The sequence below is a fragment of the Micromonospora desertarenae genome (genome assembly GCF_056150265.1).
The window spans coordinates 282,651-308,586 of record NZ_JAXCFQ010000005.1 but is presented as its reverse complement, the minus strand read 5'-3'; the positions used below and the strand labels follow the sequence as shown (position 1 = coordinate 308,586).

The 25,936-nt window shown below is 75.1% G+C and carries 20 protein-coding genes; 14 read left to right on the top strand and 6 right to left on the bottom strand.

What is annotated here, in order from left to right; translation table 11 throughout:
* Window positions 1-44: 44 nt before the first annotated feature.
* The 4 genes from SM577_RS13010 to SM577_RS12995 all read right to left on the bottom strand — a co-directional run bounded on the left by SM577_RS13010 (window position 45) and on the right by SM577_RS12995 (window position 6,622).
* Window positions 45-3,779 carry a multifunctional oxoglutarate decarboxylase/oxoglutarate dehydrogenase thiamine pyrophosphate-binding subunit/dihydrolipoyllysine-residue succinyltransferase subunit gene (locus SM577_RS13010; RefSeq protein ID WP_302919290.1) on the bottom strand — a complete coding sequence of 1,245 codons (3,735 nt, stop codon included), beginning with the start codon at window positions 3,777-3,779 and terminating at the stop codon, window positions 45-47.
* 309 nt (window positions 3,780-4,088) lie between these two features.
* Complete coding sequence (locus SM577_RS13005; RefSeq protein WP_302919289.1) at window positions 4,089-4,901, bottom strand: ABC transporter permease; 813 nt, start codon at window positions 4,899-4,901, stop codon at window positions 4,089-4,091.
* Entirely contained in the window at window positions 4,898-5,830 is a 933-nt protein-coding gene (locus SM577_RS13000) for an ABC transporter ATP-binding protein (RefSeq protein WP_302919288.1), read from the bottom strand. The genes SM577_RS13005 and SM577_RS13000 overlap by 4 nt, the downstream gene beginning before the upstream one ends.
* 135 nt (window positions 5,831-5,965) lie before the next feature.
* A complete protein-coding gene (locus tag SM577_RS12995) occupies window positions 5,966-6,622 on the bottom strand; it encodes a hypothetical protein (RefSeq protein WP_474586974.1) in 657 nt (218 codons plus the stop codon).
* Window positions 6,623-6,945: 323 nt separating this feature from the next.
* Between SM577_RS12995 and SM577_RS12990 the strand changes: the two genes are divergently transcribed.
* The 9 genes from SM577_RS12990 (at window position 6,946) to SM577_RS12950 (ending at window position 16,422) form a co-directional block, all read left to right on the top strand.
* Window positions 6,946-7,737: a GNAT family N-acetyltransferase gene (locus SM577_RS12990; protein ID WP_302919286.1), complete on the top strand. Its 792-nt coding sequence runs from the start codon at window positions 6,946-6,948 to the stop codon at window positions 7,735-7,737.
* Window positions 7,734-8,612 (top strand): lysophospholipid acyltransferase family protein, encoded by an 879-nt coding sequence (locus SM577_RS12985; RefSeq protein WP_474586973.1) that lies wholly within the window; start codon window positions 7,734-7,736, stop codon window positions 8,610-8,612. Before SM577_RS12990 ends, SM577_RS12985 begins: the two co-directional genes overlap by 4 nt.
* 109 nt (window positions 8,613-8,721) lie before the next feature.
* Window positions 8,722-9,552 (top strand): DUF4097 family beta strand repeat-containing protein, encoded by an 831-nt coding sequence (locus SM577_RS12980; protein WP_474579567.1) that lies wholly within the window; start codon window positions 8,722-8,724, stop codon window positions 9,550-9,552.
* Entirely contained in the window at window positions 9,549-10,181 is a 633-nt protein-coding gene (locus tag SM577_RS12975) for a PadR family transcriptional regulator (RefSeq protein ID WP_474579568.1), read from the top strand. The genes SM577_RS12980 and SM577_RS12975 overlap by 4 nt, the downstream gene beginning before the upstream one ends.
* A 145-nt stretch (window positions 10,182-10,326) precedes the next feature.
* Window positions 10,327-11,028 carry a response regulator transcription factor gene (locus SM577_RS12970; protein ID WP_088992133.1) on the top strand — a complete coding sequence of 234 codons (702 nt, stop codon included), beginning with the start codon at window positions 10,327-10,329 and terminating at the stop codon, window positions 11,026-11,028.
* Window positions 11,025-12,587 (top strand): sensor histidine kinase, encoded by a 1,563-nt coding sequence (locus tag SM577_RS12965; RefSeq protein ID WP_474579569.1) that lies wholly within the window; start codon window positions 11,025-11,027, stop codon window positions 12,585-12,587. Before SM577_RS12970 ends, SM577_RS12965 begins: the two co-directional genes overlap by 4 nt.
* Window positions 12,588-12,649: 62 nt before the next feature.
* A complete protein-coding gene (locus tag SM577_RS12960) occupies window positions 12,650-14,323 on the top strand; it encodes a S1C family serine protease (protein WP_474579570.1) in 1,674 nt (557 codons plus the stop codon).
* Window positions 14,324-14,498: 175 nt separating this feature from the next.
* Window positions 14,499-15,170: a BON domain-containing protein gene (locus tag SM577_RS12955; protein ID WP_302919280.1), complete on the top strand. Its 672-nt coding sequence runs from the start codon at window positions 14,499-14,501 to the stop codon at window positions 15,168-15,170.
* A 190-nt stretch (window positions 15,171-15,360) separates the two neighbouring features.
* Window positions 15,361-16,422, top strand: a complete 1,062-nt coding sequence (locus SM577_RS12950; protein ID WP_474579727.1) for a glycosyltransferase family 4 protein — start codon at window positions 15,361-15,363, stop codon at window positions 16,420-16,422.
* A gap of 64 nt (window positions 16,423-16,486) precedes the next feature.
* Here the strand turns inward: SM577_RS12950 and SM577_RS12945 are convergent, their stop codons facing one another.
* Entirely contained in the window at window positions 16,487-17,956 is a 1,470-nt protein-coding gene (locus SM577_RS12945; RefSeq protein ID WP_474586972.1) for a serine/threonine-protein kinase, read from the bottom strand.
* A gap of 132 nt (window positions 17,957-18,088) precedes the next feature.
* On the opposite strand from SM577_RS12945, the gene SM577_RS12940 reads away from it, so the two are divergent.
* From SM577_RS12940 to SM577_RS12920, 5 genes are all read left to right on the top strand, one after another.
* Window positions 18,089-18,922: a patatin-like phospholipase family protein gene (locus tag SM577_RS12940; RefSeq protein ID WP_302919278.1), complete on the top strand. Its 834-nt coding sequence runs from the start codon at window positions 18,089-18,091 to the stop codon at window positions 18,920-18,922.
* Window positions 18,922-19,938 carry a 1-acyl-sn-glycerol-3-phosphate acyltransferase gene (locus SM577_RS12935; protein ID WP_302919277.1) on the top strand — a complete coding sequence of 339 codons (1,017 nt, stop codon included), beginning with the start codon at window positions 18,922-18,924 and terminating at the stop codon, window positions 19,936-19,938. Before SM577_RS12940 ends, SM577_RS12935 begins: the two co-directional genes overlap by 1 nt.
* Before the next feature lie 9 nt (window positions 19,939-19,947).
* On the top strand, window positions 19,948-20,265 hold the full coding sequence (gene cutA, locus SM577_RS12930; protein WP_302919276.1) for a divalent-cation tolerance protein CutA: 318 nt from the start codon (window positions 19,948-19,950) through the stop codon (window positions 20,263-20,265).
* A gap of 47 nt (window positions 20,266-20,312) precedes the next feature.
* Window positions 20,313-23,912 (top strand): SCO7613 C-terminal domain-containing membrane protein, encoded by a 3,600-nt coding sequence (locus tag SM577_RS12925; RefSeq protein ID WP_474586971.1) that lies wholly within the window; start codon window positions 20,313-20,315, stop codon window positions 23,910-23,912.
* Window positions 23,913-24,056: 144 nt separating this feature from the next.
* Window positions 24,057-25,103, top strand: coding sequence for a fatty acid desaturase family protein (locus SM577_RS12920; protein WP_302919675.1), 1,047 nt, complete (start codon window positions 24,057-24,059; stop codon window positions 25,101-25,103).
* Window positions 25,104-25,157: 54 nt separating this feature from the next.
* Here SM577_RS12920 and SM577_RS12915 read toward each other — a convergent pair whose 3' ends face one another.
* The gene (locus SM577_RS12915) at window positions 25,158-25,925 is read right to left on the bottom strand and encodes a hypothetical protein (RefSeq protein ID WP_302919274.1); all 768 of its coding nucleotides are present in this window, start codon (window positions 25,923-25,925) and stop codon (window positions 25,158-25,160) included.
* Window positions 25,926-25,936 lie beyond the last annotated feature (11 nt).

The window sequence follows — 25,936 nt, the reverse complement described above, 5'->3', positions numbered from 1 at the left end:
TCGTGGTGACGGGCTCTGCCCCGGTGCTCGGCGGTGCGGTCAGGTCACGGGCGAGGCAGCGCCGCCTCGAGCAGGGCGTTCTGCTCCACCTCGTGCATCTTGGCGGAGCCGACGGCCGGCGCGGCGGCGGCCGGGCGGGAGATCCGGCGCAGCCGGACGTCCGCCAGGTGCTCCAGCAGGTTGAGCGCGACGAAGGACCAGGCGCCCTGGTTGGCCGGCTCCTCCTGCACCCAGGCGAAGTCCTCCGCGTTCGGGTACTCCGCCAGGGCGGCGCGGATCTCCTCCACCGGCATCGGGTAGAGCTGCTCCAGCCGGATGATCGCGGTGTCGGTGATGCCGCGCTCCTGCCGGGCCTGGAGCAGGTCGTAGTAGACCTTGCCGGAGCAGAGCAGCACCCGCTTCACGCCCTGCGGCGCCGGGGCGGCCGAGTCCCGCAGCACCGGCTGGAAGGTGCCGGTGGTGAAGTCCTCGACCGAGGAGACGCAGAGCTTGTGCCGCAGCAGCGACTTCGGCGTGAACACCACCAGCGGCTTCCGCTTCGGCGAGAGGGCCTGGCGTCGCAGCAGGTGGAAGTAGTTCGCCGGGGTGGTCGGGATGGCCACCCGCATGTTGTCCTCGGCGCACATCTGCAGGAACCGCTCCGGCCGGCCGGAGGTGTGGTCCGGGCCCTGGCCCTCGTGGCCGTGCGGCAGCAGCAGGGTGACCGCGGAGCGCTGGCCCCACTTCACCTCGCCGGAGGAGACGAACTCGTCGATCACCGACTGGGCGCCGTTGACGAAGTCGCCGAACTGGGCCTCCCAGCAGACCAGCGCGTTGACGTTCTCCACCGAGTAGCCGTACTCGAAGCCCATCGCGGCGTACTCGCTGAGCAGCGAGTCGTGCACGAAGAACCGGGAGCGCTCGCCGTCGCCGGTCAGCGACTGGAGCGGGAGGTAGTCCTGGCCGGTCCGCGCGTCCACGATCGAGGCGTGCCGCTGGACGAAGGTGCCCCGGCGGGAGTCCTGCCCGGCGAGCCGGACGGTGACCCCGTCGTGCAGCAGCGCGCCGAACGCGATGATCTCGCCGAAGCCCCAGTCGATGTTGCCCTCGACGGACATCTTGGCCCGCCGGTCGAGCAGCTGCTGGATCCGCTTGTGCGGGGTGAAGCCCTCCGGCAGGTTGACGTGCGCCTCGCCGATCGCCTTGACCACGGCGGCGTCGGTGGCGGTGTCCACCTGCGGCTCCGGCTCCTCCTCGCGCTTGGGGCGGCCGAGCTGGCGGGGCGTGGTGGCCGCGTCGCGGGTGGCCTTGAAGACCCGCTCCAGCTGCGCCTGGTAGTCGCGCAGCAGCTCCTCCGCGTCCTCGACGGTGATGTCGCCGCGGCCGATCAGCTCCTCGGTGTAGAGCTTGCGGACCGAGCGCTTCGAGTCGATGATCTTGTACATCTGCGGGTTGGACATCGACGGGTCGTCGCCCTCGTTGTGCCCGCGCCGCCGGTAGCAGACCATGTCGATCACGACGTCCTTGTTGAACGCCTGGCGGTACTCGAAGGCCAGCCGGGCCACCCGGACCACGGCCTCCGGGTCGTCGCCGTTGACGTGGAAGATCGGCGCCTGGATCATCCGGGCCACGTCGGTGCTGTAGAGGCTGGACCGGCTGTACTCCGGGGCGGTGGTGAAGCCGACCTGGTTGTTGACCACCACGTGCACGGTGCCGCCGGTGCGGTAGCCGCGCAGCTGGGACAGGTTGAGCGTCTCGGCCACCACGCCCTGGCCGGCGAAGGCGGCGTCACCGTGCACCGCCAGCGGCAGCACGGTGTAGCCCTCCAGCTTGAGGTCTATCCGGTCCTGCTTGGCCCGGACGATGCCCTCCAGCACCGGGTCGACGGCCTCCAGGTGCGACGGGTTCGCCACCACCGAGACCTTGACCGAATGCTCGCCGTCCGGGGTGGTGAACTTGCCGTTCTGGCCGAGGTGGTACTTCACGTCGCCCGAGCCCTGGGTGGAGCGCGGGTCGAGGTGCCCCTCGAACTCGGAGAAGATCTTCTCGTACGGCTTGCCGACGATGTTGGCCAGCACGTTGAGCCGGCCGCGGTGGGCCATGCCGATGACGACCTCGTCCAACCCGTCCTCGGCGGACGCCTCCAGCACCTCGCCCAGCAGCGGGATCAGCGACTCGCCGCCCTCCAGCGAGAAGCGCTTCTGGCCGACGTACTTGGTCTGCAGGAAGGTCTCGAACGCCTCGGCGGCGTTGAGCCGGTTGAGCACGTGCTTCTGCTCGTCCGGGGACGGCTTCTCGTACTTGCGCTCGACCCGCTCCTGGATCCAGCGCCGCTCCTCCGGGTCCTGGATGTGCATGTACTCGATGCCGACCCGGCGGCAGTACGAGTCGCGCAGCACGCCGAGGATCTCCCGCAGCTTCATCCGCTGCTTGCCGGCGAAGCCGTTGACCGGGAAGGTCCGGTCCAGGTCCCACAGGGTCAGCCCGTGCTGGAGGACGTCCAGGTCGGGGTGCTTGCGGATCTTGAACTCGAGCGGGTCCGTGTCGGCCATCAGGTGGCCGCGCACCCGGTAGGCGTGGATCAGCTCGTGCACCCGGGCGGTCTTGTTGATCTGGCCCTCGCTGTCGACCGCGACGTCGCGCATCCAGCGCACCGGCTCGTACGGGATGCGCAGCGAGGTGAAGATCTCGTCGTAGAAGCCGTGCTCGCCCAGGATCAGCTCGTGCATGGCCTTGAGGAACTCGCCGGACTGCGCGCCCTGGATGATCCGGTGGTCGTACGTGCTGGTCAGCGTGATGACCTTGCTGACCGCCAGCTCGGCCAGGGTGGCCTCGCTCATGCCCTGGTACGGCGCCGGGTACTCCATCGCGCCGACGCCGATGATCGCGCTCTGCCCCTGCATCAGCCGCGGCATCGAGTGCACGGTGCCGATGCCGCCCGGGTTGGTCAGCGAGATCGTGGTGCCGGCGTAGTCCTCCATGGTCAGCTCGTTGCGGCGGGCCCGCCGGACCACGTCCTCGTACGCCTGCCAGAACTGCCGGAAGTCCATCTGCTCGCAGGCCTTGATGGACGGCACCACCAGGTTGCGGCTGCCGTCCGGCTTGACCAGGTCGATGGCGATACCGAGGTTGACGTGCTCGGGCCGGACCATCGCCGGCTTGCCGTCGGCCTCGGCGAAGGAGTTGTTCATCTCCGGGTGCTGGGCCAGCGCCCGGACCAGCGCGTAGCCGATCAGGTGGGTGAAGCTGACCTTGCCACCGCGCCCCCGGGCGAGGTGGTTGTTGATCACGATGCGGTTGTCGACCAGGAGCTTGGCCGGGACGGCGCGCACGCTGGTGGCGGTGGGGACGGTCAGCGAGGCGTCCATGTTCTGCACGATCCGCGCCGCGACGCCCCGCAGCGGGGTGGTCTGCGCGCCGGTGGCGGCCGGCTGGGCCGCCTTGGCCGGCGCCGCCTTGGGCTGGGCCGGCTTGGCCGGGGCGGCCTTGGCCGCGGCCGGCTTCGGTGCGGCCGGCTTGGCGGCCGGCTTCGGCTCCGCCGGCTTGGTCGGCGCCTGGGCGACCTCGGCCGTCGCCTCCGGCTGGCCGTCGGGCTCGGGACGGGCGGCGGGGGCGGTCGGCTGGCCCTCACGCGGGGTGGCGGCGCCCGGCCCGGGCCGGTAGTCGGCGAAGAAGTCGTGCCAGGCCGAGTCGACGCTCTTGGGGTCCGCGAGGTACCGCTGGTACATCTCCTCGACGATCCACTCGTTCGGGCCGAAACCCGCCAGTGGGTTCTCCTGCGAAGTCTGCTGGGTCGACACGGCCGGTAATCGCCTCTTTCACGCGGGTTTGTGTGTCACGCGGTGCCCGGCGACGCCCACCCTTCGGGGCGCGCACGAGACGGCTCCCAGGCTACGCCGTACGGATGCCGCAGGCATTTCCGCCTCCGCTGCGTGGTCCGTTTCACAGAAGATGCCAGAAGTTCGGTAAACGCTGCGTGTTCCGACAACTGCTGGTAAGGCGCGGGGTGTCGGAGACGCCCCCTTTCCCGTCCGCCACGTGGTGGCCGCACCCGGACGCGGAGCGGGGGTGGCGCCGACCGGCACCACCCCCGCCCGGACCGCTCGCGGTCAGGAGATGTCCCGCCGCCGGGTCATCAGGACGCCGAAGGTTCCGGTGACCACCGCGTAGCCGATCAGCACCAGGGCGCCGACCCACCACGCGGGGGTGAACTCCGACTGGCCCTCGGAGATCATCACCGTGGACGCCACCGCCGGCCAGATCACCTGCCACTTCACCACCGCCGGGTTGTCCAGCGCGTTGGACAGCAGCAGGAACAGCAGACCGATCACCTGGGTGCCGACCAGGTAGAGCACCGCGGAGGTGATCACCGCGCCGAGCTGGTTGGTGATCAGCGTGCCGATGCCGACCCCGAGGATCGTCCAGATCGCGTACGCCAGCAGGTTGAACAGCAGCGCCCGCTGCACCGCCCACTCGCCGAGCTGGGTGCCCTGGTCCTGGGCGGTCAGGAAGATCGCGCCGGCGGCCAGGTCGATCAGCGTGGTGACCAGCCAGAACAGGAAGCCCAGCAGGCTGGCCGCGACCAGCTTGCTGGCGATCACCGAGGTGCGCCGCGGGGTGGCCAGGAAGGTGGTGGTCGCCGTCTGGTGGAAGAACTCGTTGGTGACCATCAGGATGCCGATCAGCATCACGAACATCAGGCCGAGGTACTGGCCGGAGGTGTAGATGTTCGCCGCCTGCGCCGGGACGGTCGCCTGGTCCCCGCTGAAGCCCAGGGTCTCGCCGTTGCCCTTGAACACCTCGCTGGCGGCCCAGGCGTTGAAGGCGAAGGCCATCGCGATGGCCAGGAACGCCCCGATCGCCAGCCACCACCACGTGCTGGTGGTACGGATCTTGAGCAGCTCGGATCGGACGAGGTTCATCGGATGTCCGCCTTTCCGGCCGTCAGCTCCAGGAACACCCGTTCCAGGTCGGGTCGTTCCGTGGTGAGTTCGTGCAGCTCCACGCCGGCGGCCAGGGCGACCCGGCCGACCGTCGGGGCGTCCACCCCGCCGACCAGCAGGGCGCCGTGCTCGTCGAGGTCGACCGTGGCCGCCTCCGCCTTCAACGCCGCGGTCAGCGCGTCGGCCTGCGGGGTGCGGACCCGCACCCGGACGCCCTGCGCCATCGAGCCGATCACCTGGTCCACCGGGCCCTGCCGGACCAGCTGGCCGGCGGCGATGATCACCACGTCGTCGGCGAGCAGCTGCATCTCCGACAGCAGGTGGCTGGAGACCAGCACGGTGCGGCCCTGCTGGGCCAGGCCCTTGAGGAACCCGCGCATCCAGCGGATGCCCTCCGGGTCCAGACCGTTGGCCGGCTCGTCGAGGATCAGCACCCGCGGGTCACCGAGCATCGCGGCGGCGATGCCCAGGCGCTGCTTCATGCCCAGCGAGTAGCCCTTGAACTTGCGCTTCGCCGCCGGGGTCAGCCCGACCAGGGCCAGCGCCTCGTCGGCCCGCTGCTTCGGCAGCCCGGCCGCCGCGCAGATCACCCGGAGGTGGTTGATGCCGGTCCGGCCCTTGTGCGCGCTGGACGCCTCCAGCACCGCCCCGACGTGCCGCAGCGGGTCGGTCAGGTCGGCGTACCGCCGGCCGCCGATGGTCGCCACGCCGGCGGTGGGGGTGACCAGGTTCAGCAGCATGCGCAGGGTGGTGGTCTTGCCGGCCCCGTTCGGGCCGAGGAAGCCGGTCACCCGCCCCGGCTCGACGGTGAACGACAGGTCGTTGACCGCCCTCACGTTCTTGTACTGCTTCGTCAGGCCGGACACCACGATCTGACCGTCGGTGGGGCTTCGCTGCCCGTCAGTCATTACTCTCCCTCCGTGCGATGGCGTCGGGGTACGCCGTTGCACAGCGTGACGGCCGCGCGCAACAAGGTCAATCAGGCGCGGTCCGTAGTTTCCTCTCCACCCCGGGCAGGAGGGGGGTCATCCTCGGGACGGACCTCAGCCGGAGGGCAGCGCCACCCAGGTCGCCCGGGCGGTGCCGAGCAGCTGCCCGGTCGGGCCGTACAGGCTGGTGTGCACGAGCGCCTTGCGGCCCTCGCCGCCCACGGTCGCGCCGGTCACCACGCACTCGTCGCCCGGCGCCGGCAGCGCGTGCACGGTCGCGGCGATCCGGCCCAGCACGTACGGGCGGCCGGGCGCGATCACCGACCAGCCGCCGGGACAGTCCAGGGCCGCCCAGACGGTCGGCACCTCGACCTCCGCCGGCACCCGGAACGGGGCGGCGGTCCGCCCGTCCGGCAGCCGACCCGGGAAGATCCGCAGCCCGTCCGCCCGCCGCGGCCCGCAGACGTAGCAGCCGGGGAAGGGGTGGTCGACCAGACCGGGGTACCCGGCCGCGGCGGCCCGGGCGGTCGGCAGGTCCACCGGCGGCACCACCGCCGCGATCTCCCCGGTCGGGCGGACCTCGGCGACCAGGTGCCCGTCCGGGTCGTGGACCTCGCCGTCGGCGAGCGTCAGCGGGGTCTCCAGCGGCGGCGGCCGGCGCAGCGTCACCTCGACCGGCCCCGGCCCGCCGGACGCGGCCGCGAAGAGCCCGGCGCTCCAGCCGCCGTTGCCCGAGCCGGGCGGCCCGTTGAAGCGGGACTCGATGATCATCAGACACCTCCGACGGTCGCGGCTCCGGCGTCGTCGCCGGCCGCTCCGGCAGCCTCGCACGCCGGGTGCCGGTGGCGGCGCACCCCTCCCGCCCCGGTGGACCCGGCACCCGCCACCGGTGTCGCGCCGCCGCGCTCACCCGGCCGCGCCGCCGCGCTCACCCCCCGACTGGGCCGCTGCCCCCGCCCGTGCCGCGCCGCTGGCCGTCGCCCGGGCGGTCTCGTGCCCGCGCGCCGCCACCCGTCACGGGTCGCCGGCCGGCGTTCACCGGATCGACACTCCTGGTCACCGCGACCGGCACCCGGGCCGCCTACACAGTTCCCATGGCTGTCCTGCCCGCCGCTGGCGCACCCCTGACGACCAGCGGATACACCCTGCTGATCGCCGACGACCCGACCCGGGTCGCGGCCGCGCAACGCCTCCGGCACGAGGTGTTCGCCACCGAACTCGGGGCCACCCTCCCGGGCTCCGCCGGCCTGGACGCCGACGACCTCGACCCGTACTGCGACCACCTGGTCGTGCTGGAGGAACGCACCGGCGAGGTGGTCGGCACGTACCGGCTGCTGCCGCCCGGCCGGACCGCCCGCCGGTACGCCGAGGGCGAGTTCGACCTGACCCCGCTCGCCCCGCTGCGGGACGTCCTGGTCGAGACCGGCCGCTCCTGCGTGCACCCGGACCACCGGACCGGCGCGGTGATCAACCTGATGTGGGCCGGCATCACCCGCTACCTGCACCTGCGCGGCTCCCGCTGGCTCGGCGGCTGCGCCTCGGTGCCGGTCGCGGACGGCGGGCTCGCCGCCGCCGAGGTCTGGGCCCGGGCGCGCGCCCGGCACCTGGCGCCGCCGCCGCTGCGGGTCCGCCCGTTGCGGCCCTGGTTCGCCGAACCGGGCGCCCGGGCGGCGGTCCCGGATCCCGGCCCGGCCGGCCCGACCCGGGTGCCGCCACTGCTGCGCGGCTACCTCCGGCTGGGCGCGTGGATCTGTGGCGAGCCGGCGTACGACCCGGACTTCGGGGTCGCCGACTTCTACGTGCTGTTCTCGCTGGACCGGATGAACCCGCGCTACCTGCGGCACTTCCTGGCCGGGGCGGACCGGCCGGCGGGAGCGGACCGGTGAGCGGGCTCGACCTCTGGCGGCCGGCCTCCGGCTGCGGCCCGGACTGCCTGCCGGCGCCCGGCCGGACCCCGGTCGTGCCGGCGGTTCGCCGGGCCGCGCGGCTGGCCGCCCTGCTCGGGATGCTGGTGCTCGGCACCGGCCTGGCGGTGCTGCTGCCGCTGCTGCCGGCGGCGGAGCGGCGGGCGGCGCTGGGCGGCTGGGCCCGGGCCACCGCCCGGGCGCTCGGGGTGCGCCTGGTGGTCCGCGGCCGGCTGCCCCGGCGGCGCGCGCTGCTGGTCGCCAACCACCTGTCCTGGCTGGACGTGCTGGCCGTGCTCGCCGTCGCGCCGGCCCGGCCGGTGGCCAAGCGCGAGGTACGCGGCTGGCCCCTGCTGGGCTGGCTGGCCCGGGCCGCCGGCACCCTCTTCGTGGACCGGGCCCGACCCCGCGACCTGCCGGCCACCGTCGGCCGGGTGGCGGACGCGCTGCGGGCGGGTCGGGCCGTGGCGGTGTTCCCGGAGGGCACCACCTGGTGCGGCGCGGCGACGGGTTGCCGGCCACCGGGCGGGTTCCGGCCGGCGGTGTTCCAGGCGGCCGTCGACACCGGCGCTCCGGTGGTGCCGTTGCGGATCGGCTACCGGGACGCGGCGACCGGGGAGGCGACCACGGCGCCGGCCTTCCTCGGCGACGAGCACCTGTGGCGGTCGCTGCGGCGGGTGCTGGCCAGCCCCGGCCTGGTGCTCACGGTGACCGTGACGACCGCGCTGCACCCCGCCCCGGGGGCGGACCGGCGGATGCTGGCCCGGGCCGCCGAGTCGGCCGTACACCTCCGCCCGGCGGCCGCCCGACCGGCGCCGCGGCAACGGGCGGCGTGGGAGGTCGACCTGGCCGCCTGACCCCGAGCCTCCCCGCCCGCGCCCGCGACACCGTCTTGCCATATCGCGATGTATCGCGTTAGTCTCCTCGGCGTCGGCGCGCCCCGCCGCGCCCGCCGAGGGAGGAACCATGACCGAGTGGACCGTCGACAGTCCGCAGCGGCTCACCCTGGACGGGCCGGTCACCCGGCTCGACGTCCGCCTGGTCAGCGGCCGGCTCAACGTGGTGGCCGCCGACGGCCCGCCCCGGGTGGACGTCACCCGGGTCGGCCGCCGGCCGGTCCGGATCGAGCACCGCGACGGGCGGCTGTCCGTCCGGCAGCCGCGCGGCAACCGCTGGTGGGACGCGCTGTTCTGGGTCGGGCCGCTGGCCCGGTTGCCCCGGGTCGACGTCTCGGTCGCGGTCCCCGCCGACGTGCTCGCCGACCTGCACCTGACCGAGGGCTCGCTGGTCGCCTCCGGGCTGCGCCGGCAGACCCGGGCCGACGTGACCGCCGGCCAGATCACCCTGATGGGGCTGCGCGGGCGGACCGCCGCGAAGATCACCTCGGGCCCGGTGGAGGCGCTCGGGGTGACCGGCGACCTCGAGGTGGAGACCGTCTCGGGCGAGGTCATCCTCGCCGACAGCGCGCCCGGCCAGGTCCGCGCGCAGACCGTCTCCGGCGCCATCACCTGCGACTTCGACAATCCCCGGCGCAGCGACATCCGGCTGAGCACGATCTCCGGCAGCATCACCGTCCGGGTCCGGGAGGACAGCGACCTCGCCGTCCGGTTGCACACCTCGTCCGGGCGGATCACCAGCGGCTTCCCGGCGGTACGCGGCAACGCCGCGCTGGGCGCGGTGGTCGACAGCGAGGGGGTGCTCGGCGCCGGCGAGGGTAGGCTCTGGGCGTCCGCCACCTCCGGCAGCATCGCGCTGCTCGCCCGTCCGGTGGACGACGACGAGGAGGAGTTGCCGTGACCGCCGTGTTCAGTCACGGGCGGCTCCGGCTCTACCTGCTCAAGCTCCTCGACGGCGGCCCCAAGCACGGATACGAGCTGATCCGCCTGCTGGAGGAGCGGTTCCTCGGCCTGTACGCCCCCAGCGCCGGCACCATCTACCCGCGGTTGCAGCGGCTGGAGGCCGACGGGCTGGTCAGCCACACCGCGGCCGGGGGCCGGAAGGTCTACGAGATCACCGACGCCGGGCGGGCCGAGCTGAACCAGCGGGCCGGCGAACTGGCCGCCCTGGAATCGGACATCGCGGCCTCGGTGGCCGATCTCTCCACCCTGGCCGGGGAGATCCGCAGCGAGGTACGCGGCTCCGTCCGCGACCTCAAGCGGGAACTGCGCGAGGCGACCCGGCAGACCCGGCGCGGCCGGTGGGTCCCGCCCGCACCCGCCCCCGCTCCGTCTCCCGCTCCCGCCACCGCACCTCCGCCGCCCGGGCCGGAACCGGCCGCCCAGGCCGAGTTCGACCAGCGACTGGCCGCGTTCACCGGCGAGGTGGCCGCGCTGGTCCGGGCCCGGCGGCTCAGCGACGCGCAGCTGCGGACGGCGATCCGGCTGCTCGACGGCGCCCTGGACGGGCTGCGCCGGCTGCTGCGCTGACCTCCGCCGCCGTGCGGGCCGCGCCCGCCCCGTGGACGCGCGCCCAGCATGCCGGGCGGGCCGTCCAGCGGCTGGCGGGGCGGCTCACAGGGTTTTTCCAGGGACCACCCAGGCCGGACGCAGCGACGGCGCGGATGATGGGCACATGCCCGCTACCCAGACCGAGGCGCGACTGCTCGTCGTCGAGGACGATCCCAACATCCTCGAACTGCTCTCCGCGAGCCTACGGTTCGCGGGCTTCGACGTGGCCACCGCGACCAGCGGCAGTTCCGCGCTGAGCGCCGCCAAGGACCACCGGCCCGATCTGGTGGTGCTCGACGTGATGCTGCCCGACCTGGACGGCTTCGAGGTGATCCGGATGCTGCGCGAGGGGGGCACCCGTACCCCGGTGGTCTTCCTGACCGCCCGGGACGCCACCGACGACAAGATCCGCGGGCTCACCCTGGGCGGCGACGACTACGTCACCAAGCCGTTCAGCCTGGAGGAGCTGACCGCCCGGATCCGGGCGGTGCTGCGGCGCACCAGCACCGGCGAGCAGGCCCCGTCCCGGCTCACCTTCGCCGACCTGGAACTGGACGAGGAGACCCACGAGGTGCACCGGGCCGGCCAGCGGGTGCAGCTCTCGCCGACCGAGTTCAAGCTGCTGCGCTACCTGATGCTGAACGCCAACCGGGTGCTGTCCAAGGCGCAGATCCTCGACCACGTCTGGAACTACGACTTCCGCGGTGACGACAACATCGTCGAGTCCTACATCTCCTACCTGCGGCGCAAGGTGGACAACGTCGAGCCCCGGCTGATCCACACCCTCCGGGGCGTCGGTTACGTGCTGCGCAAGCCGGCGGCGTGAACACGGTCCACCAGGCGAAGCTCCGACTCCGGAGCGTCCCGCTCCGGGTCAAGCTGGTCACCTCGGTTCTCGCCCTGGTGGCGCTGGCGCTGCTGGTGATCAGCTCGCTCACCGCCGTCTTCCTGCGCAGCTACCTGATCGACCAGGTCGACAACGAACTGCGGGGCGGCACGAACGGGGTGGCGCAGGCGCTCGAACGCGCGCAGGTCGAGGGGAACAAGATCTTCGTCGGTATCCCCAGCGACTACGTGGCCGCGCAGGCCTTTCCATCGGGCAGGGTCGATCCGACCGCCTACTACTCCGGGCTGCGCTCGGGCGAGCTACCCCGGACGCCGACCAGCTACCAGGGGTTCGCCGAGGAGGTCGGCGAGCCGTTCACCGTCCGGTCGGTGGACGGGCACACCCGCTGGCGGATGCTCTACACCGAGCTGGACAACGGTCGGATCCTGGCCTTCGGCCAGCACCTCACCGACGTCGACCGGGCGGTCGCCCGGCTGGTCTGGATCGACATCCTGGTCGGCGGGTCGGTGCTGATCCTGCTCGCCTCGATCGGTGCGGCGATCGTCCGGACCAGCCTGAAACCGCTGGTGGAGATCGAGCGGACGGCCGCCGCCATCGCCGGCGGCGACCTGACCCGCCGGGTGCCCGACCCGGAGGAGGGGCAGGAGTGCCCCACCTCGGAGCTGGGCCGGCTCTCCCGGGCGCTGAACGCGATGCTCACCCAGATCGAGGCGGCCTTCACCGCCCGGGCGGCCTCGGAGACGGCGGCCCGCTCGGCCGAGGCGAGCGCCCGGGACGCGGCCGTCGCCGCGCAGGCGTCCGAGGCCCGGGCCCGGCGCTCGGAGGAGCGGATGCGGCAGTTCGTCGCGGACGCCTCGCACGAGCTGCGTACCCCGCTGACCACCATCCGCGGTTTCGCCGAGCTGTACCGGCAGGGCGCGGCCCGCGCCCCGGAGCAGACCGCCGACCTGCTGCGCCGGATCGAGGACGAGGCGGCCCGGATGGGCCTGCTGGTGGAGGACCTGCTGCTGCTCGCCCGGCTGGACCGGGAGCGGCCGCTCTCCCTCGCCCCGGTTGAGCTACCGGTGCTGGCCAGCGACGCGGTGGAGGCCGCCCGGGTGATGGCGCCGGAACGCCGGATCGAGCTGGAGATCGAGCCCGGCTCCGGGCCCCTGGTGGTCTACGGCGACGACGGTCGGCTCCGGCAGATCATCGGCAACCTGATGACGAACGCGCTGACGCACACCCCGGCGGAGGCGTCGGTGACCCTGCGGCTGCGCGCCGAGCCCGGCAACCTGGCAGTCGTGGAGGTGGCCGACACCGGCCCCGGACTCGCCCCCGAACAGGCGGAACGCGTCTTCGAGCGGTTCTACCGGGTGGACGCCGCCCGTACCCGGCGGGCCGGTGGCAACACCGGCACCGGGCTCGGCCTGGCCATCGTCGCCGCGCTGGTGGCCGCCCACCACGGCACCGTCGAGGTGGCCGAGACCCCGGGCGGGGGAGCGACCTTCCGGGTTCGGCTGCCGCTGGTGCCGGACGTGGACATCGACGGCGAGTGATTTTCAGCCAACCTTCAGGCCGGTTCCAGGCTGATCGCAGAGCGCAGGGGCAAGGTGGAGACATGACCGAGTACGAGTCCGACCCGCAGCGCCGGCCGGCCCCCACCGACGCCGAGCCGTCGCACCCCACCGCCGAGCTGCCGCACGTCGAGCGCGCGCAGTCCGACTCCCCGACCACCGAGGCGGGCCCGGCCGCCGATCCCGCCGCCCGGTCCGCCGAGGCCGCCGAGCCGACCGCCGAGGTCGCCACGCCGCCCGCCGGGCCGACCGTCGGCCAGCCCGCCACCGGGCCCGCCGAGCACCCCACCGCCGAGCACCCCGGTGCCGGCCGGCCGGCCGACGGCACGTCGCCTGCCCCGGTCCGGCTGCCGGAGCAGGCCCCGGCCGGCAACGAGCCCACCGTCCCGGTCGCGGCCGTCGCGGCCCAGCCCACCTCGGCCGCGCCGTCCGCCGCCCCGTACCCGACCTCCGGCCAGCCGGGCCACGCCCCGGCCGGCGGGCACCCGTACCCGGCCGGCGGGCCCGGCCACCCGGGCGCCGGCGGCTACCCGGGCGGCCCCTGGTACTCCGGGCAGCACTCCGGCTGGACCGGCGGGGGTCAGCCGGGCCACCCGGGAGGCGCCTTCCCGCAGCAGCACCCGGGCCAGCCGACCCCGCCCTGGGCGCCGGCGCAGCCCGCGCCGCGACCCGGCCGGATCGCCAAGTTCGCCGGTGCGGGCGTCGCGGTGCTGGCGCTGATGCTCGGCTCCGGCGTCGCCGGCGGCGCGCTGGCGCTCGCCGTGGACGGCGACTCCGGCGGGATCACCCGCACCTACTCCGCCGCACCCGTGATCAACGGTGCGGACCTGCCGCGGATCGCCGCCGCGGTGCAGGACAGCGTCGTGTCGATCACCACCGACAGCGGCGAGGGATCGGGCGTGATCCTCAGCGACGACGGCTACGTGCTGACCAACAACCACGTGGTCGCCGCGGCCGGCGGGAACAGCGTCCGGGTGGTCTTCGCCGACGGCAAGAGCGCCCAGGCGCGGGTCGTCGGCACCGACCCGAAGACCGACCTGGCCGTGGTGAAGGCCTCCGGGGTCAGCGGCCTGAAGCCGGCCACCTTCGGCGACAGCGACGCCATGCAGGTCGGCGACCAGGTGCTCGCCCTGGGCAGCCCGCTGGGCCTGCAGGGCTCGGTGACCGCCGGCATCCTCAGCGCCCGGGACCGCACCATCCAGGCCGGCAGCGGGGAGCAGCGGCAGGCCCCGGGCCAGGGCGCCAGCTCGATCTCCGGGCTGCTGCAGACCGACGCGCCGATCAACCCGGGCAACTCCGGCGGCGCGCTGGTCAACACCCGCGGCGAGGTGATCGGCATCAACACCGCCATCGCCACCGCCGGCCAGGGCAGCGGCAACATCGGGGTGGGCTTCGCCATCCCGAGCAACAAGGCCAAGGACGTGGCCGGCAAGCTCCAGCGCGGTGAGAAGGTCAGCCACCCGTCGCTGGGCGTGAGCGTCAATGCCGCCCCGGACGGCGGGGCGCTGGTCGCCGCCGTCACCCCGGGCAGCGCCGCCGAGAAGGCCGGCCTGCGCCAGGGCGACGTGATCACCCGCTTCGGCGACAAGGTGATCAACGACTCCAACGACCTGGTCGGTGCCGTGCAGGCCGGCAAGGTCGGCGACCGGGTCGAGGTGACCTACCAGCGAAACGGATCCGAGTCGACGGCAACCGTGACGCTCGCCGAAGCGTCCTAATCCGTACCGAAGCCTGCCTCCTCCCACGGGCGGCGGGTGACGGGGCCAAGGGGGTTGGTCCCGTCACCCGCCGCCCACTCCTTTCCCGGATGGTTCACCCGGTCCGGGTGAACCGCCCTCACCCGGCGCGCCGGCACCGTCGGCAGGAGACCCGGCAGGCGTACGGGAGGGTGCGATGACCACGGCAACGAGCGTCCGGACCGACGCGCAGATCCAGCGGGACGTGCTCGAGGAACTGGCCTGGGACGTGCGGGTGCAACCGAACGACATCGGCGTCACCGTGCGGGACGGCGTGGTGACGCTGACCGGCTGGGTCGACAGCACCGCGGCGAAGTGGGCGGCCGAGCGCTGCGCGCAGCGGGTCCGCGGCGTACGGGTGGTGGCCGACGACGTCGAGGTCCGGTTGCCCGGTTCGGCCGAGCGCACCGACGAGGACATCGCCATCGCCGTCAGCCGGGCGCTGGAGTGGGACAGCTTCGTCCCCGCCGAGCGGCTCGACGTCACGGTGGCCAACGGCTGGGTGATGCTCCGCGGTGCGGTGGAGTTCGGCTGGCAGCGGCGTACCGCCGAGCGCGAGATCCGCCGGCTGCGCGGCGTCCGCGGGGTGACCAACCTGGTCGAGGTGCGGCCGGCGACCCGCCCGGACGGCGAGCGCACCCGGCGGGACATCCAGCGGGCGCTGGCCCGGGGCATCGGCACCGAGCGGGTGACCGTGACGGTGGACGGCGACACCGTCGTCCTCGACGGCGTGGTCCGCTCCTGGTGGGAACGGGACCAGGCGGAACGGACGGCGTGGTCCGCCGAGGGCGTGGCGGCGGTACGCGACAACCTGCTGGTGGGTGGGTGAGCGCCCCGGGATGTCCGGTTTAGCGGGATCGCCACCGGGAATGCGCCGCCGATCCGGATGACCCGGCCGGTCGAGGCGGGCGGGCAGACCGGCGGACGGCCCGCGCACCGAGGGGACGGACGGGGGAGGATCCGTGGCTTTGAACCACCTGTCGGCCGACCGTTCGCGCGAGCGGCCCCTGCGGATCGCGATGGTGGTCCCGCCGTGGCTGTCGGTGCCCCCGCCCGGCTACGGCGGGCTGGAACAGGTGGTCGCGGTGCTGGTGGACGCGCTGGCCGCGCGGGGGCACGCGGTCACCCTGTTCGGCGCCGGGCGGGAGCACCGAACCAGCGCCGACGTCGTCTCCACCGTGCCGGACCTGCAGTTCGAACGGCTCGGCGAGGCGCTGCCCGAGCTGGCCCACCTGGCCCGGGTGAACCAACTGGTGACCGCCGCCGACTTCGACGTCATCCACGACCACACCACCATCGGCCCGCTGGTCGCCGGCCGGCGGCAGGTTCCCACGGTGGCCACCGTGCACGGCAACCCGGTGGGCGAGTACGGCACCGTGCTCAGCGACACCGACCACGGCGTCGGACTGGTGGCCATCTCGCACGCCCAGCGGCGGCTGAACCCCCGGCTGCCCTGGGTGGGCACGGTGCACAACGCGATGGACCTGCGGGGCGTGCCGAGCAAGCGCGCGCCCAGTGACGGGCCGGTGCTCTGGCTGGCCCGGTTCAGCCCGGACAAGGGGCCGGACGCGGCCATCCGGGCCTGCCGCGCGGCCGGCCTGCCGCTGGTGCTGGCCGGCAAGTGCAACGAGCCGCCCGAACGCCGCTACTACCAGGAGGTGGTCCGCCCGCTGCTCGGCGAGGACGTGACGGTGGTGCTCGACGCCGACCGGGACGCCGCGCTGCGCCTGCTGGTCGACGCCCGCTGCCTGATCATGCCGATCCAGTGGGAGGAGCCGTTCGGCATGGTGATGGTGGAGGCGATGGCGACCGGCACCCCGGTGGTGGCGTTGAACCGCGGGGCGGTGCCCGAGCTGATCCGGCCCGGGGTGACCGGGCTGATCTGCGACCGGGAGGACCAGCTGCCCGAGGCGGTCCGCGCGGCGAACCGCCTCGACCCGGCCGACTGCGTGGCGCACGTCGCGGAGTGCTTCTCCCGGGACCGGATCGCGAGCGGCTACGAGGAGGTCTACCGGCGGTTCATCGCCGGGACCGTGCCGCACCCCGGCACCCGCGAGCCGGTCCGCGCCGGCCCGGGCTGAGCATCCCATGGATCGGGCGTCGCGGGTCGACCGCACCGGCGGGTGTCCGGTGGCCGGTCGGGGGTCAGACCCGGGCGGCGGCCAGGTCAGCGATCGCGGTGTCCAGCCGGCGGGCGTACCCCGGGGTGATGCCACCCTCGCGCACCCGGGTGGCCACCTTCTCCCGCAGCCGGCTCACCGGCCCGGCCAGGTCGGCCGGCCCGGACCCCACCGCGGCGGTCAGGTTCCGCAGCTCGTTGCGCAGGTCCAGGCCGACGTCGGCACGGATCTCGCCGCCGTCGAGCCCCGCGCCGATCAGCCCGTCCAGCCGGTTGGCCACGGTCAGCAGGCTGTCCGGCCCGGGCAGGTCGCCGGTCGGTTCGGCGCGCCCCGGGGCGTCCGGTGCCGACGAGGTGGGCGGCGCGGCGTCCGGTACGGCCGGGGAGGGCTGTCCGGTCGGCGACGTGGTGGGCAGCGCCGCCGGTGGCCGGTCGCCGTCCGGCCACAGCGCCGGCACGGCCAGGCCCGTCGCGGCCAGCAGCACCACCGCCGCCGCGACCAGGGCCGGGCGCCGCACCCGGCGGGCCGCGGCGGCCGGGGCGCGCCGCGGACGTTCCGGCCGGGCCGGGTCGGGGGCCGGACCCGCCGTGGCCGGATCGGCGGCGGCCAGCGCGGGCAGTGTCACGGTCGGCGCGAGCATGGTGGCGGCCTGCGGATCGGCCGGCAGCAGTTGGTCGCGCAGCACGGTGGCGACCTGGCGGGCGGTGGGCCGCGCGGCCGGGTCCCGGGTCAGGCAGCTCAGGCAGATCCGGCCCACCTCGGCCGGTAGGCCGGGCACGCCGGCCAGCGAGGGGGGCTTGCCCGTGGCCAGGGCGGCGCTGAGCTGGTCCCAGGTGTCGGCCGGGTACGGCACCCGGCCGGTCAACGCCTGGTAGAGCAGCACGCCGAGGGAGTAGACGTCGGTGGCCGGCTGCGCGGGCGCGCCGTCGAGGCGTTCCGGCGCCACGTACGCCGGAGTGCCGAAGGTGCCGCCGTCCTCGTCCTCGTCCGGGGCGCCGACCCGGGTGGCGATGCCGAAGTCGAGCACCTTGGCCCCGACCCGGGTCATCATCACGTTGGCCGGGGTGATGTCCCGGTGCACGATGCCCAGCCGGTGCGCGGTGGCGAGCGCGTCGGCGATCTGCGCGCCCAGCTCCACCGCCTCGGGCCACGGCAGCGGGCCCTCGGTCAGCCGCAGCTCCAGCTCCTCGCCGGTCAGCAGCTCCATCACCACGAACGAGGTGATCGAGCCGTCGGGCGCGACCGTCTCGCCGTAGTCGTGCACCGCTGTGACGTGCGGGTGCACCAGCTGGGCGGCGGAGCGCGCCTCGGTGCGCACCATGTCCCGGAACCGGGCGTCGGCGGCGAGCGACGGGGCGAGCACCTTCAACGCGACGATCCGGTCCAGGACCTCGTCGTGGGCACGCCAGATCACCGACATCCCGCCGGCGCCGATCTGGTCGAGCAACCGGTACCGGCGGGCCAGCAGCCGGCCGGGGTGCAGCGCTGGCTTCACGGTTCGCACCTGCCTCGGGGTGGGAGCGGTATCAGGTTGCGTGAATGTGTCCGGCCTGTCAACGGCAGCCGCCCGGGGGCCCGCGGCGCCGCCGCGACGGGGCAGCGGCGCGGCCGTGCCAGGATGAACCACATGGCGCGGGGACCGGTGGCGTTCGTGCTCGGGGGCGGGGGCGTCCTCGGCGCGGTCGAGGTGGGCATGCTGCGGGCGCTGTTCCGGGCCGGGATCCGGCCGGACCTGGTGCTCGGCACCTCGATCGGCGCGGTGAACGGCGCGCTGGTCGCCGCCGACCCGTCCGAGGCGGTCACCGACCGGCTGGTCCGGCTCTGGGCCTCCCCGGAGGCCAGCGAGGTGTACGGCGACTCGGTGGCCCGGCAGCTGCGCCGGTTCGCCGCCCGGACCCACCTGCACTCGCCCCGCCCGCTGCGCAAGCTGCTCGAGAGCGAGCTGGGCGCGGAGACCACCTTCGCCGACCTGCGGGTGCCGTTCCGGTGCTGCGCGGCGAACATCGAACGGGCCGCCGAGCACTGGTTCGACAGCGGCCCGCTGGTGCCGGCGGTGCTCGCCTCCGCCTCCGTACCGGGGCTGCTGCCGCCGGCCCGGATCGGCGACGAGCACTTCATCGACGGCGGGATCGTCAACTCGATCCCGATCGGCGAGGCGGTCGCCGCCGGGGCGGGGCAGATCTTCGTCCTCCAGGTGGGCCGGATCGAGCGAGGGCTGAGCCCACCCCGCCGGCCGTGGGAGATCGCGCAGGTCGCGTTCGAGATCGCCCGCCGGCACCGGTTCGCCCGGGAGATGGCCGCGCTGCCCGACGGGGTGGAGGTGCACGTGCTGCCCACCGGTGGGCTGAACCCGCGCGACGACACGCCCTGGGCGTACCGGGACATGGCGGCGGTGGGCCGGCGGATCAGCCGCGCGTACACCGCCTCCCGCCGCTACCTGGCCACCCAGCTGGAGCGCTGATGCCGCTGCCGCCGCGGTGGGTCCGCCGGGTGCTGCTGGCGCCCGGGGTGGTGCTGCTCGCCTTCCTGGTGGTGACCACGCTGCCGGTCTGGGCGCTGCTCGCGGCGGCCGCGTCGCCGCTGGTCCCGGGGCGGCTGCGTCCGCTGCGGCTGCTCTGGCTCGGCTGCGTCTACCTGGTCTGGGACGCCGCCGCGCTGCTCGCGCTCTTCGTGCTCTGGGTGGCCTCGGGCTTCGGCTGGCGGGTCCGCACCCCGGGTTTCCAGCGGGCGCACTACCTGCTCGCCGGGTGGTTCCTGCGGTTGCTGTTCTGGCAGGCCCGGTGGACGCTGCGGCTGCGCATCGAGGTGGTCGGCACCGACCCGGACACCGCCCTGCCCGGCCGCCCCGAGCTGGTGCTCTGCCGGCACGCCGGGCCGGGCGACTCGTTCATCCTGATCCACGCCCTGGTGAACTGGTTCCGCCGCGAGCCGCGGATCGTGCTCAAGGACACCCTGCAGTGGGACCCGGCGATCGACGTGCTGCTCAACCGGCTGCCCAACCGGTTCATCGCGCCGGGGCCGGACGGGCGCGGGTCGGTCACCGAGCAGATCGGGCACCTGGCCACCGACCTGGACGACGACGACGCGTTCGTGATCTTCCCGGAGGGCGGCAACTTCACCCCGAAACGCCGGCTGCGGGCCATCGCCCGGCTGCGCTCGCGGGGGCTGGAGCGGATGGCGCTGCGCGCGGAGCGGATGCGGCACGTGCTCGCGCCGCAGCCCGGCGGGCTGCTGGCCGCGCTGGACGCCGCCCCGGACGCCGGGGTGATCTTCGTGGCGCACACCGGACTCGACCGGATGCTCACCGTCGCCGACGTCTGGCGGGAGCTGCCGATGGACAAGCGGATCGTGATGCGCTTCTGGTCGGTGCCGCCCGAGGAGGTGCCGGCCGACCGGCAGCAGCGCATCGACTGGCTCTTCGACTGGTGGCACCGGATCGACGAGTGGATCGCCGTCAACCGGGACGGGCCCGCGTAGGGTGCGCTCGTGGAACAGATCTGCGTGGTGACGACGGTGGTGGACGCGCGCTCGGCCGCCGACGCGCTGGCGGGCGCGGCGGTGGACGCGCGGCTGGCGGCCTGCGCGCAGGTGGGCGGCCAGGTGGACAGCACCTACTGGTGGCGGGCCGCGGTGGAGACCAACGCCGAGTGGTCGGTGCAGTTCAAGACCACCGAGGACCGGGTGTCCGCGCTGGTCGACCAGATCCGCGCCGGGCACCCGTACGAGGTGCCGGAGATCCTGGTGGCCCGGGTGGAGAGCGACCCGCCGTACGCCGCGTGGGTGCGCGAGCAGACCCGACCCTGAGTACGCGCACTCTGGGCGGCTGGGCTCCGGCCGCCGAGGATGGCCGGGTGGAGAACACCGGCTACCCCTGCCCGGCCTGCGGCGCGCCCGCCGACCTGCGCTCCGGCTGCTCCGGCTGCGGCCGGCCGCCGTACCCGTCAGCGGCCGAGGTGATCCGGCTCGACCGGGAGATCGTCGCGCTCGGCGCCGAGGCGGAGCGGGCCCGGCAGACGTACCAGCAGCTGGTCGACCGGCTGGCGACGACCCGGCAGCGCCGGGACCGGCTGGCCGCGGCGATCCGGGCGCAGTTCCCGCTCCCGGTGGCCCGCCCGGCCACCGCGGCCGGCGCGCCGCCACGACCGGGCCCGGCCACCGTGCCCGCCGTGGCCGCCCCGCCCGCCGTGGTCGGTCCGCCGGCCGTGGCGCACCGGCCTGCCGTGGCCGGCGCGGCGGAGACCTCCACCCGTACGGTGCAGGGCCTGCTCTTTGTCCTCGGTGGACTGCTGCTCGGCACCGCCGCGGTGGTCTTCACGGCGGTGGCCTGGGCCGCCGTCGGGGTGGCCGGCCGGGCGCTGATCCTGGCCGCGGTCACCGCGCTGGCCCTGGCCGGCCCGTTGCTGGCGGTGCGGCGCGGGCTGCGGGGCACCGCGGAGACGTTCGCCGCGGTGGGGCTGCTGCTGGTGGTGCTGGACGGCTACGCCGCCTGGTCGGTGAACCTGTTCGGGGTGGCCGGCTGGCCGGGGACCCGGTACGCCGCGCTGGTCGGGGGGGCCAGCGCGGCGGCCGCCCTCGGGTACGCCCGGCTCAGCCGGCTCACCGTGCCGTGGTTCGCGGCGCTGCTGGCCGCCCAGCCGGTGCTGCCGCTGGTGGCCGTGGAGGCGCGGCCGGGGCCGGCCGGCTGGTCGCTGGCCTTCGTCGGGGTGGCGCTGCTGGATCTCGCCGTGCTGGTGGCGTTGCGCGGTCGGGCCGCCGGTGCGGCGCCCGCCGGTCGGGTGACGGCCTGGGTCGCGTACGCGGCCGCGCTGGTCGTGGCGGCCGGCTGCGCCCTGGTGCCGCTCGCGGTCGGCCGGGCCGCCGGCACGCCGCTGCTGGCCGGGCTGCCGCTGCTGCTGGTGGCGGCGACCCTGCTGGGGGCGGCGCTGCTGGCCGGCGGGGCGGTCTTCCGCGCGGTGGCCGCCGGGCTGCTGGTGCCGGTGCTGGCCGGTGCGCTGCTGCGGCCGGTGGCCGAGCTGCGGGAGTCGCTGCTGCTGGTGGCGGCGGCGCTGGTCGCGGTCGGGCTGGCCGCCGCGGTGCGGCTGCTGCCGGCGGGGGCGCGCAGCGGCCCGCGGACCGGCGCCCTCCTGGTGTCCGGCGGTCTGCTCCAGCTGACCGTGCTGATGACCGTCGTGTTCGCCGGGGACGGGGTCGCCCGGTCGTTGCCGCCGTGGCGGGGTGCCGCAGAGGGGCCGGACTTCGCCTGGGGCTGGCAGCTTCCGGTAGCGGTGGCGATCACCGTGGCCGCGCTGGCGATGCTGCTGCCGGTGGCGGCGCGCGCGGCGCTGGCCGCGGCCGGCCCGGCGGCGGTCGCGCTCGCCCTGCCCGCCGCCGGGCCGACGCCCTGGCCGTTCGCGCTCACCGTCGACCTGGTGGTCGGGGCGGTGCTGCTGGTCGTCGCGGTGGCTCGCCCGGCCCGGTCGTGGACCGTGCTGACCGCGGCGGCGGCCGGGGCCGTGCTGCTCGGGCACGGCCTGCTGGTGGGGTTGGCCGCCCCCGGCGGGGCCGGCGCGGCGCTCGCGGTGATCCTGGTCGCCGGGCTGGCCACGGCCGCCGCCGGCCGGCGCGGAACGCCGGTGCGGCGGGCGGTGGGCGGGTCCGCGCTGGTGGCCGCGCTGCTCGCGGTGCCCGGGGGCGGCGCTGTCGCGCTGATCGGCGCGGGGGCGCCGGCCTGGTGGCAGGCGCGGGCCGCGCTCGGCGCCGCCGCGCTGCTGCCGGTCGCGCTGCTCGCCGTCCGTCGACACTGGCCCGAGGTGTCCGGGTACGCCTCGGCGGGGCTGGCCGGGGCGGCCGCGCTGGTCGGGCTCGGGCCGCTGGTCGTACCGGCCGACGAGCCGGTGGCGCTCTACGCGGCCGTGGCGACGCTGCTGGTCGCCCTCGGCGGGTTCCGGACCCGGTTCCGGCAGTCGCTGCCGGCCGGCGATACGGCCGGACTGATCGCCGGGGCGGTGCTGCTGACCGTGGCCGTGCTGACCGCCGTCCCGGTGGTGGTGACCGTGCTGGTCACCCCGTACGGCGGCCCGCCGGCGCCCTGGTCGGGGCGGCCCGACGCGGCGCCCGATCCGGCGGCCCTGCCGGCCGGCCTGGCGCTGGCCGTGCTGGCGCTCGCCGCCGTGCTGGCCGCCTGGCCGCGTCGGGCCGGCGGGGCCGGCGACAGCTCGACCGGCGCCGCTCCGGTCGCCCCGGGCGGTGCCACCGTCCCGGCCGCCGACGGTGCGGGTGTTCCGAGCGGTGGCGCGGCCCCGGCTGGTGGCAGCCCGGGGGTGTCCGGCGGACCGGTGGGCTGGTGGCCGGCCGCGCTCGCCGCTCTGCCGTTCGCCGCGGCCGCCGCGCCGGTGCTGCTGGTGGCCGCGGGCGCGCCCTGGCCGGTGGTGCCGGCCGTCGTCCTGGCCCTCGGCGTGGCCGCGCTGTTGCTCGCCGCGCTGACCGCGCCGCGCCCGCTGCTCGTCCCGGTCACCGTGCCGGTGGGGCTGGCGCTGACCGGCTCCGGGTTCCTCGGCCTGCTGGCCACCCGGGCCGGCACGCTCGCCGGTCTCGGCGTGCTGGCGGTGACCGCGACAGTGGTCGGCGTGGCCGGGCGGCGGGCCGAGGTACGCCTCGCCGCGAGCCTGGTCGCGGTGGCCGCCGCGACCGGGCTCGCGGTCACCGCGCCGCTGGCCGGCGGCCTGCCGCTGCGCGCTGCCGCGTTCACCGTGCTGGCGGTGGCGGCGCTGACCCTGGCCGTCGCCGCCGTCCTGGCCGGCCGGCGGCACCCGGCGGCCGCCGCGCTGGACGCCGCCGCCCAGGCCGTGGCGCTGGTCGGGCTGCTGCTCACCGGGGGCGCGCTCCGGCACGCCGCGGCGGTGTGCGTGCTCTGGGGGGCCGCCGTCGCACTGCGGGTGCTGCGCCCGGGCGAGTCCGCCGGTCGGCGGTGGGCGTTCGCCGGCATCGCCGGCGGCAGCGAGCTGCTCGGCGCCTGGCTGCTGCTGGCCGCCGGGGGTGTGGTCGTGCTGGAGGCGTACACGCTGCCGGCCGCGGCGCTCGCCCTCGGCGCGGGCACGCTGGCGCTGCGCACCCGACCCGGGCTGAACAGCTGGCTCGCGCTCGGCCCCGGGCTGGCCGCCGGGCTGCTGCCCAGCCTGGTGTCGGTGCTGGTCGCGCCGGAGCCGCAGCCGTGGCGCCGGTTGCTGCTCGGCGCCGCCGCGCTCGCCGTGGTGCTGTCCGGAGCGACCCGGCGCTGGCAGGCCCCGGTGCTGCTCGGCGGGGGCACCCTCGCCGTGCTCGCGCTGCACGAGCTGGGCCGCGGCTGGGACGTGCTGCCCCGGTGGATCTACCTGGCGGTCGGCGGGCTCGCGCTGATCGGGCTCGCCGCCACGTACGAGCGGCGGCGGCGGGACCTGGCCCGGCTCCGGGCCGCGGTGGGTCGGATGAGCTGAGCGCGCCGGGCCGGCTGGTAGGGCTTCCCCTACCTCCGATCGGGGGGTTTTCAGGGTTACTCAGCGCAACCGTTCTGCGGAGACTCGGTGGTGGGGGTCGTTCCGCTCGGCGCGGCCCGAACCGAGGGACGGGAGCGGGAGACGATGCTCGGAGCGGTGGCGGATCCGCCGGTACGGCGGGGCAGTGACTACGCGGAGTTGTCTCGACGGATCAGCGGGGCCGGGCTGCTGGAGCGGCGGCCGGGCTGGTACGCGGTGCGGATCGGGCTCACCCTGGGCGCTTTCCTGGCCGGCTGGGCGGCGGTGGTGCTGGTGGGGGACAGCTGGGCCCAGTTGCTGGTGGCCGCCGGGCTGGCGGTGGCCACCACCCAGGTGGCGTTCCTCGGCCACGACGCCGGCCACCGGCAGATGTTCCGCCGGCGCGGACCGAGCGAGCTGATCGGCCTGCTCGCCGGCAACCTGGCGGTGGGGCTCAGCTACGGCTGGTGGGTCGACAAGCACAACCGGCACCACGCCAACCCGAACCACGAGGACGAGGACCCGGACGTCGGGGCGGGCGCGCTGGTCTGGACGTACGAGCAGGCCGTCGCGACGCGCGGTTTCGCCCGGTGGCTGGCCCGCCGGCAAGCCTGGCTGTTCTTCCCGATGCTGCTGCTGGAGGGGCTGAACCTGCACGTGGCGAGCGTCCGGGCGATCGTGGGACGGGAACCGGACGGCCGGTACCGGACCCCGATGCGGCACCGGGGGATCGAGGCGCTGCTGCTCGCCGCGCACACCGCCGGCTACCTCGGCGTGCTGCTGCTGGCCATGTCGCCGGCGAAGGCGCTGCTCTTCGTCGCCGTCCACCAGGGACTGTGGGGTCTCTACATGGGCTGCTCGTTCGCGCCGAACCACAAGGGCATGCCGATGCCGACCGCGGCGGACCGGCTCGACTTCCTGCGCAAGCAGGTGCTCACCTCGCGCAACGTCCGGGGCGGCCGGTTCGTCGACCTCGCGCTGGGCGGGCTCAACTACCAGATCGAGCACCACCTGTTCCCGAACATGCCCCGGGCGAACCTGCGCCGGGCGGTGCCGATCGTGCGCGCGTACTGCGCCGAGCGGGGCATCGCGTACGCGGAGACCGGGCTGGTCGAGTCGTACCGGCAGGCGCTCGCGCACCTGCACGAGGTGGGCCGGCCGCTACGCGGCTGAGACGCGGACGGGGGCGACGCCGAGCGGCGTCGCCCCCGTGCGTGCGGGGTCGGATCAGGCGCCGAACGCCTTGATCAGCTCCTCCGGAGCCTCCTGGGTCTCGCTCGCCGCCGGCTTGCGGACGCTCACCGGGGTGCCGAAGTCCGAGTAGGTGGTGGTCATCGTGCCCAGCGACTCGTGCAGCACGCTGACGTCGATGGCGATCTCGGTGAGCCGGCCCTGGTCGTCCACCTTGGCGGTGAACGGCACGGCCTTGGCCTTCTCGCCCAGCGCCGCGATGTCCTTGTCCTTGGCCATCGTGCGGGTGTAGTCGAGCGTGCCGGCGTAGTTGCCCTCGCTGGTCTCCTCGACCTGGGCGACCGCGTCGATCAGCTTCTTGGCGCCGCCCGGGTCGCCCTCCGGCATCAGGTTGAGCTGGCCGCTCTCGCCGAGCTTGGTGGCGTCCATGTGCAGCCACTTGTTCGGCAGCCCGGCCATGCCGCTGACCTTCAGGTACGCGTCGTCGCCGACCATCACGACCCGGAACTTGCCCGCCGTGCCCATGTTCAGCGTCATGTCACCGGTCTTGGTGGACGGGTCCAGGACGCCGCCACCGTTCATCACGGACGACTTCAGGTTCATCCGGACGCTCTGCTCGTTCAGCTTCTGCGCGGCGGCGCTCAGCTCGCCCAGCGCGTCGGCCGGGGCGCTGCTCGCCGGCGCCGCGGTGGCGCCGTTGCCGGCCGGTGTGTCCTCGCCCGTCTTGTTGCCGCAGCCGGTCAGTGCGAGACCGAGCGTGGCGACGAGCGCGACCCCCGTGGTCGCCAGCCGTCGAGTCTTCATGCTGGATGTCT